At 62.4% G+C, this 7,311-nt stretch carries 6 protein-coding genes and 1 tRNA gene; 6 read left to right on the top strand and 1 reads right to left on the bottom strand.

Translation table 11 applies throughout. The annotated features are described in order from the left end of the window. The 5 genes from QZ079_RS06890 to rpoD all read left to right on the top strand — a co-directional run. On the top strand, positions 1-716 hold a 716-nt coding region (locus QZ079_RS06890), incomplete at its 5' end, for a bifunctional oligoribonuclease/PAP phosphatase NrnA (protein ID WP_297036846.1). 60 nt (positions 717-776) lie between these two features. Then, positions 777-1,703 (top strand): tRNA pseudouridine(55) synthase TruB, encoded by a 927-nt coding sequence (truB, locus tag QZ079_RS06885; protein WP_297036843.1) that lies wholly within the window; start codon positions 777-779, stop codon positions 1,701-1,703. After that, entirely contained in the window at positions 1,703-2,716 is a 1,014-nt protein-coding gene (gene ribF, locus QZ079_RS06880) for a riboflavin biosynthesis protein RibF (protein ID WP_297036850.1), read from the top strand. The genes truB and ribF overlap by 1 nt, the downstream gene beginning before the upstream one ends. Further along, the gene (gene dnaG, locus QZ079_RS06875; protein WP_297036841.1) at positions 2,706-4,748 is read left to right on the top strand and encodes a DNA primase; all 2,043 of its coding nucleotides are present in this window, start codon (positions 2,706-2,708) and stop codon (positions 4,746-4,748) included. Before ribF ends, dnaG begins: the two co-directional genes overlap by 11 nt. A 155-nt stretch (positions 4,749-4,903) precedes the next feature. Next, the gene (gene rpoD, locus QZ079_RS06870; RefSeq protein ID WP_297036838.1) at positions 4,904-6,262 is read left to right on the top strand and encodes an RNA polymerase sigma factor RpoD; all 1,359 of its coding nucleotides are present in this window, start codon (positions 4,904-4,906) and stop codon (positions 6,260-6,262) included. Between the two features lie 224 nt (positions 6,263-6,486). On the opposite strand, the gene QZ079_RS06865 is transcribed toward rpoD, so the two are convergent. Beyond that, positions 6,487-6,561 (bottom strand) — tRNA-Asn (locus QZ079_RS06865). Between the two features lie 435 nt (positions 6,562-6,996). On the opposite strand from QZ079_RS06865, the gene QZ079_RS06860 reads away from it, so the two are divergent. After that, on the top strand, positions 6,997-7,311 hold a 315-nt coding region (locus QZ079_RS06860; RefSeq protein ID WP_297036836.1), incomplete at its 3' end, for a bifunctional pyr operon transcriptional regulator/uracil phosphoribosyltransferase.

Genomic DNA, 7,311 nt, shown 5'->3' with positions numbered 1-7,311 from the left:
CTGCCGTAGCGCGCCGAAGCTGCCGGATCGTGTGCTTCGACCATCATCCGGCGCGCGAGGAGTTCGCCCATATCGCCATTCGCCGTCCTGAAGCGGCGGCGGCCTCGGTGATCATTGAGGAATTCCTGTCGTTCTGTAATATCGCCATCACGCCCGAGGTTGCAAATTGCCTGTTCTGCGGTTTGGTGACCGATACCGGTCGCTTCCAATACCAGAACACGGATCCCGAGAGCTTCTGCGTGGCGTCCCGCCTCGTGGCGGCTGGTGCCGAACCTGCGCGTATCTCGCTCGAGGTCTACCAAAGCCAGCGTATCGAGTACCTGCATCTCGAGTCGATCGTCATGGGACGCATCCGTACCGTCGCCGACGGCAAGGTGGCATACAGCTTCGCACGTGCCGAAGACCTCGCACGGTGTGGGGTCTCGACCGATGAGTGCGACGGCCTCGTCGATCTCGTGCGCTCGGTGGGCGGCGTCGAAGTCTGCGTGTTCTTGAAGGGGCTGGATGACGGTCGTGTCCGCGGCAATCTACGCTCGAAGTCGGCCGTCGACATTTCGGGCGTCGCGGCGACGTTCAACGGCGGCGGTCATGCCGCTGCGGCCGGTTTCACGTTCGAAGGCTCCATCGAAGACGCGCTCGACGCCGTGCTGCCGCTCCTCACGGCGCTCGTGCGCGGCGAAGCCTCGGAGGGCGACGACGCCGCACCCGCTGCGTAGGCAGCACGTTCGCGCGGCATGCTATCGCCGCCACCAACCATATCGTTTGAAGGGAGCCCCATGGCTCGACGCAAGGTCGCACAGCTCAACGCTCTCATCGCGGTCGATAAGCCGATCGGCGTCACGTCGCACGACGTCGTGGCGCGCGTACGGCGTGCGGTGGGGGAGCGGCGCGTGGGGCATGCGGGAACCCTCGATCCGCTTGCAACAGGCGTCATGGTCGTGGGCATCGGGCAGGCGACGCGCCTGCTCGGCATGCTCACCCTCGACATTAAGAGCTATGTGGCGCAGATCCGTTTCGGATGCGAGTCCGTGACCGACGATGCGGAAGGCGAGGCGTCGCGCGAGGTGCCGGTCGACGCATGCTTGTTCGAGGAGTCGTTCGCCCGGGATGCGCTTGCTCGCCTCTTGGGGGACCAGATGCAGACCCCTCCCGCATATTCCGCCATTTCCGTTGACGGCGTGCGCTCGTACAAGCGTGCCCGTGCCGGCGAGGACGTAGAACTCGCACCGCGACCGGTAACCGTTCATGCCGCGGAGCTCTATGGCATCGCCCACGAGGACGGCGCGCCTGTTTGGACAGCCGGTTTCACGGTGAGTAAGGGCACGTACATCCGGGCGCTTGCGCGCGATCTTGGTCGTGCCGTTGGCTCCGCCGCGCATCTCGTGGCGCTTCGGCGTACGGCTTCGGGTTCCGTTGGTATCGAGCGCTGCCTTGCGCTCAATACGCTTTCCGTCGACATTGCCCGCGCATCGGCACTCGATCCTGTCGCCGCGCTCGATGTGCCGGCGCTCGTCCTCAGCGAGGCACAGGTTGCGGACGTTCTCTGCGGTAAGGTGGTTGCGCCGCACGGAGAGCTACCTGCTGAGGGTGCACGCGTCGCGCTCGTGCGGGAGGGCACCCTCGTCGCGCTCGGTGAGGTCGCATGCGGGTGCGTCCGCCCGCGTGACGTGTTTCCGCAGCCTATCGAGGGGGTGCGCTTGTGATGCCGGATGCGGTGGAGCTCCGACGCGATTTCCTCGTCTCCGCGCCGGGTGCACTTGCGGCACCTATCATGGCATGGGAGCCCGGGTGCCTTTCCACGCTTGAACCCGTGGTGACCGTGATCGGTGCCTTCGACGGCGTGCACCTCGGTCATCGCTCGCTCATCGATTCCGCCGTCGCCGACGGTCGGCTGCATGGCTGGCGCACCGTAGCGGTGACGTTCGATCCCGATCCCGACACCGTGGTGTCGACGTGCCCCGCGCTCAAGCTTACGACGCACGATGACCGTCTTTCGCTTCTCGCCCGCTCCGGTGTGGACGCGGTGCTCGTCATACCCTTCACGCCCGAGCTCTCGAGGCTCGATCATGCTGCGTTTTTCTCGAAGGTGCTGCTCGCTGCCTGCGACGTCCGCGCAATCCATGTGGGGAGCGACTTTCGCCTCGGGCATCACGGGGCATCTACGGTGACCATCATGCAGGGGTGGTGTGCCGAGCATGGCATCGCGCTTGCCGGTCACGAGCTCGTAAGTTGCGACGGTGAGGTGGTGTCTGCCACGCATATCCGAGAGCATATCGCCGAAGGCGAGCTTGCGCAGGCTGAAGTCGAGCTTGGCCGCAGGTATCTTGTGCGTGGGCGCATCCGGTCTGGCCGCGGTGAGGGAACGAGCATGGGATTCCCCACGGCGAACGTTGAGGTGCCTCATGGTATCCAGCTTCCCAAGGAGGGCGTTTACAGCGGTCTCGCCCTTGTCGAGGGCAGCGTGTGGCCGGCGGCGATCAATGTTGGCGTGCCGCCCACCTTTCGTGATCGCCCAAAATCGGCGTCGCTCGAGGCACATCTCATCGGCTTTTCCGGCGATGTGTACGGCCATGACATCTCGCTTGTGTTCGCGCGTCGGCTTCGCGGCCTTGTGAAGTTCTCGTCGGTCGACGAACTTGTCCGGACGGTGCTCGATAATATCGATAGCGTGAAGGACGAGTTTGGCGAAAGCGGGGTGGCGCTCGATGATCTCTGAGGAGGACAAGAACCGCGTGCGCGCGGCGACCGACCTCGTGGCGCTCGTGCAGGAGACCGTCCCGCTGAAACCCCGCGGTCAGGACCTGTGGGGATGCTGTCCCTTCCATGGTGAGAAGACGCCGTCGTTCCATGTGATTCCGGCGACCCAGGTATGGCATTGTTTCGGCTGCGGTGAGGGCGGCGACTGCTTCAGTTACATCATGAAGCGTGAGAACCTCTCGTTTCCGGAGGCGATCCGGTATCTCGCAGACCGGGCAGGTATCGAGATCGAGGATTCGAACGTCGGTGTCCGTCGTGGCACCAAGCGCTCCCGCATCATCGACGTGTGCGAGGAGACTTCGAATTTCTACCATTTGCAGCTCATGCGCGGCCGCGACGACCGTCCTCGTACCTATTTCTCCTCGCGCTCGATGGGCTCCGATGTGTGCCGCAAATACCGGCTCGGGTACGCGCCGGGCAGGGGAGCGCTCGTTGCGCATCTGTCTTCGAAAGGGTTTACCGCCCAGGAGATGATCGACGCGAACGTCGCCATTCGGCGCGACCGCGGCAACCTTGCCGACCGATTCTACGAGCGCGTGATGTTCCCTATCTTCGATGAGCGGGGTGCATGCATTGCGTTCGGCGGGCGTATCATGGGCGATGGTCAGCCGAAGTACCTTAACACCGCCGAGACGAGCGTCTTTCACAAGAAGCGGAACCTCTACGCGTTCAACTGGGCGAAGGAGCATATCGTCGCTGCGGCGCAGGCGGTGGTGGTCGAGGGGTTTACCGACGCTATCGCCTGTCATGAGGCGGGGATCGGAAACGTGGTCGCCACGCTCGGCACCGCGCTCACCGAGCACCATGTGAAGACGCTTTCGCGGTTCGCGAAGCAGATCGTCTACCTGTTCGACGGCGACGCCGCCGGACAGAAGGCTGCTGAACGCGCGATCCAGTTCATCGAGCAGAGCACGGTCGATTTGCGCTGCGTGGTGCTGCCCGACGGCATGGATCCCATGGAGTACATCACCGCGAACGGTGGAGACGCGCTGCGAGAACTGTTGGGTGCCGCAGAGCCGCTCATGGACTTCGTGTTCCGCAAGCTCGAGGCACGCAGCGACATCTCCACGCCGGGCGGCCGCGCCGCCGCACTCGACGACGCGTGCCGCCTCATCTACCCGCTCCGTTCGAGCTACCTGGTGGACTCTTACTATATGCAGATCGCCGATAGGCTGCAGATCGACGTCGATACCGTACGCAGCGCCGCGCAGCGCGTGTTCCGCACCGTCGCCGGAGAGGAGGCGAACGCACGCCGCAGGGAGCAGATGCGCGAGGCGGCGTCGCGGGGTGCGGGCAAGCCCGGTGCGCGCAGCGCCTTGACCCGACCTGCCTCGGGGAGCGCGCTCGCGAGCGCCCCTGTCGATCCTGCCATCGGTGATGTTCCGTACGATTACGTCCCCGATGACGCATATGGTTACGATGTCGCCGATATGGGGGCGAATGCGGGTGCCGTGCAGTCCGAGCGTGCCGATGGGGCAGCGTACGCTGCCTCCCCTGCGTCGCCCATGGTGTTGAGCGATCTTGAGCGCCGCGCGCTCGCCTGCGAGCGGGAGCTGCTCACGATGCTCACAAGCGCGCCAGATTCGTTCCGCCCCTTCGCTGAGCGCATTACCGAGATCGATTGGGTCGATCCCCGACATGAATCTATCGCGTGGGCCGTGCTCGCCACGCCCGAGGGGACGAGCGCTTCCGATGCCATGGCCGCTGTGCTCGCCGTGTGCCCCGAGGCTCCCCAGCTTGTCTCGAGCGGACTCATCTCCTCCACGAGCAAGCATTCCGCGAAGGCGAATATCGAGTTTCTCATTAACACGCTTGAACTCTATACCGTGCAACGTCGTCTTCGTGCCGTGCAGGCGCGGTTGCGGCAAGACCGTTCGCTTAGTCATGACGAGCGCCGTGCCCTCACCATCCAGGCGACGCAGTTCGCTGCCCGCCAGCGCGAGCTGCAGCAGGCCGTCGGCGGCATCGCGGATCCCTTCGTTACCGAATAGGTGCGAATGCCGAGGTAAAGATGCCGCGTAACAGACAGTAGCCCTTCTGAATTTGTCCAGTCAGAAATATATTCTGATGCTTCATATTCCCACGTATTGGGTATAGTGAGCTGTGTTAAAGTAATGAGTCCCGTGGACTAAGGAAGGGAGCTTCTGTGCCGAAAAAGACCGAGCATACAGGTATCGAGCTCGAGGCTTACATCAATACGTTGGTCGATAGGGGCTCGGTGTCCGGGTCTGTTTCCGAGGACGAGATCCAGGTCGTCCTGAAAGACGTCGATGTAGACGATGCACAGCTTAGTTCTATCTATACCTCGCTTCGAGATCGCGGTATCGAGGTGACCTCGCAGGTTGACGGCGACGACGACCTTCCCATGGATGTCGATGACGTCGCCGATGCCGACGATGAGGACGCGCTCGGCGTCGATGACCTCGATGACGATTTGGATGACGAGAGCATCGAGGATCACGACATCAAGGTCGCCAAGATCGCTGAGTCCGAGATGGGCTCCGCGCGCAAGAAGAAATCACGGGCACGCACCTCGCGCTCGCGTTCGCGCGTACGCGGTATCGATGCTTCGACCGTCATGCTCACCGGTGACCCCGTGCGCATGTACCTCAAGGAGATCGGTAAGGTTGACCTGCTCACCGCTGCAGACGAGGTCGACCTTGCCATGAAGATCGAGGCTGGTCTCGACGCAACGGATAAGCTCGAGGCCGCGGATCGTGGCGAGCTTTCGCTCACGCGCGCCGAGATGCGCCGCCTCTCTCGCGTCGAGCAAGTGGGTCTTGAGGCGAAACAGGCGCTCATCAGCGCGAACCTCCGTCTCGTCGTCTCCATCGCGAAACGCTATGTGGGACGCGGCATGCTCTTCCTCGACCTCATCCAAGAGGGTAACCTCGGCCTTATCCGTGCTGTCGAGAAGTTCGACTACGAGAAGGGCTTCAAATTCTCCACGTATGCGACGTGGTGGATTCGCCAGGCGATCACGCGCGCGATCGCCGATCAGGCGCGCACCATCCGCATCCCGGTGCACATGGTCGAGACGATCAACAAGCTCGTGCGCGTCCAGCGCCAGCTGCTGCAGGATCTCGGTCGCGACCCAACTCCCGAGGAGATCGGTGAGGAAATGGGCATCAGCGCGGATCGTGTGCGCGAGATCCAGAAGATCTCCCAGGAGCCGGTCTCGCTCGAGACGCCTATCGGCGAGGAAGAGGATTCCCAGCTCGGCGACTTCATCGAGGATTCGCAGGCGGTCGTCCCGCCCGATGCTGCGAGCTTCTCCATGCTGCAGGAGCAGCTCTCGCAGGTGCTCGACTCGCTCGCCGATCGAGAGCGCAAGGTCATTGAGCTCCGGTTCGGTCTCGTCGACGGCAACCCGCGCACGCTTGAGGAGGTCGGCCGCGTGTTCGGCGTGACCCGCGAGCGCATCCGCCAGATTGAGAGCAAGACACTTGCGAAGCTCCGCCATCCCAGCCGCTCGAGCAAGCTCAAGGACTATATCGAGATGTAGCGCGATCGCTTTGATTCCAGTTTTATTGGTGCCTTGTAGGTGCATGATTTTAGAGACGGCTTGGGTTCGCTCAGAACCCAAGCCTCTTTGCATTCGACGCTCGCACCGATGCCTTTCCGTTCGGCTCGAACCTGATTTGGTGCGAGACTGCAGAGATGTTCGGCGCGTACGCGATGCATACGAAAAGACCCTGCCAGGGGGACTGACAGGGTCTTTATAAACAATGGCTCCCCGGGTAGGACTCGAACCTACAACAGCGCGGTTAACAGCCGCGTGCTCTACCATTGAGCTACCGAGGAATGGCTGCTCGCAAGCAACAGAACTTAGTATACAAAAGTCGCGCGCGTTGGCAAGGACCATTTGAAAAAAAGTCTCAGAACATTGCTGCGGTGAATCGTTCGATACGACGAAGCGCGTTGTCCATTTCGTTCCATCTGGGCAGCTGCACATGCAAATATGCAGTCTCCGAGGATTTCTATGCGCATGCTGCCGTTGGCGGGAACCACGCGCGCGAATGCTCTGACGCATGCTACACTAGGCAGGACCTTTAAACGTGGTACGAGATACCCGCAAGGAAAGACATACGTTCCGGTTGGTTGCGGAATACCAAAAGCGCTGCAGGCGACCGGTTCCTTCTTCGGGGTGTCCGTGCCGCGCGGCGGTCGGGCATCTTTTTTTTGTTGCCTCGATCGGGCGTGGTGTGCCCGGAGGCATCGATAAGAGGAAGGAGTGCGATGGGCACGAAGCCTAAGGCGGTCATCATGGACGAGACCGCCATCAACCGCGCCATTACGCGCATCGCGCACGAGATCCTCGAGCGGAATGAAGGTTGCGAGAACCTCGCGCTCGTGGGCATCGTGACACGCGGCGACCTGCTTGCCAAGCAGCTCGTCGAGAAGATCGAGGAGATCGAGGGGGTCAAGGTTCCCCTGGGCAAGCTGGACATCAGCTTCTATCGCGACGACTTCGCGACCCATATGTCCCCCGAGGTCCATTCCACCGACATCCCGTTTAGCATCGACGGCATGACCATCGTGCTCGTGGACGAC

The organism is uncultured Enorma sp. (genome assembly GCA_905210055.1).
GTDB lineage: Bacteria > Actinomycetota > Coriobacteriia > Coriobacteriales > Coriobacteriaceae > Enorma.
The sequence above is the reverse complement of the archived record's forward strand: the minus strand, read 5'-3'. Positions and strand labels throughout refer to the sequence as shown.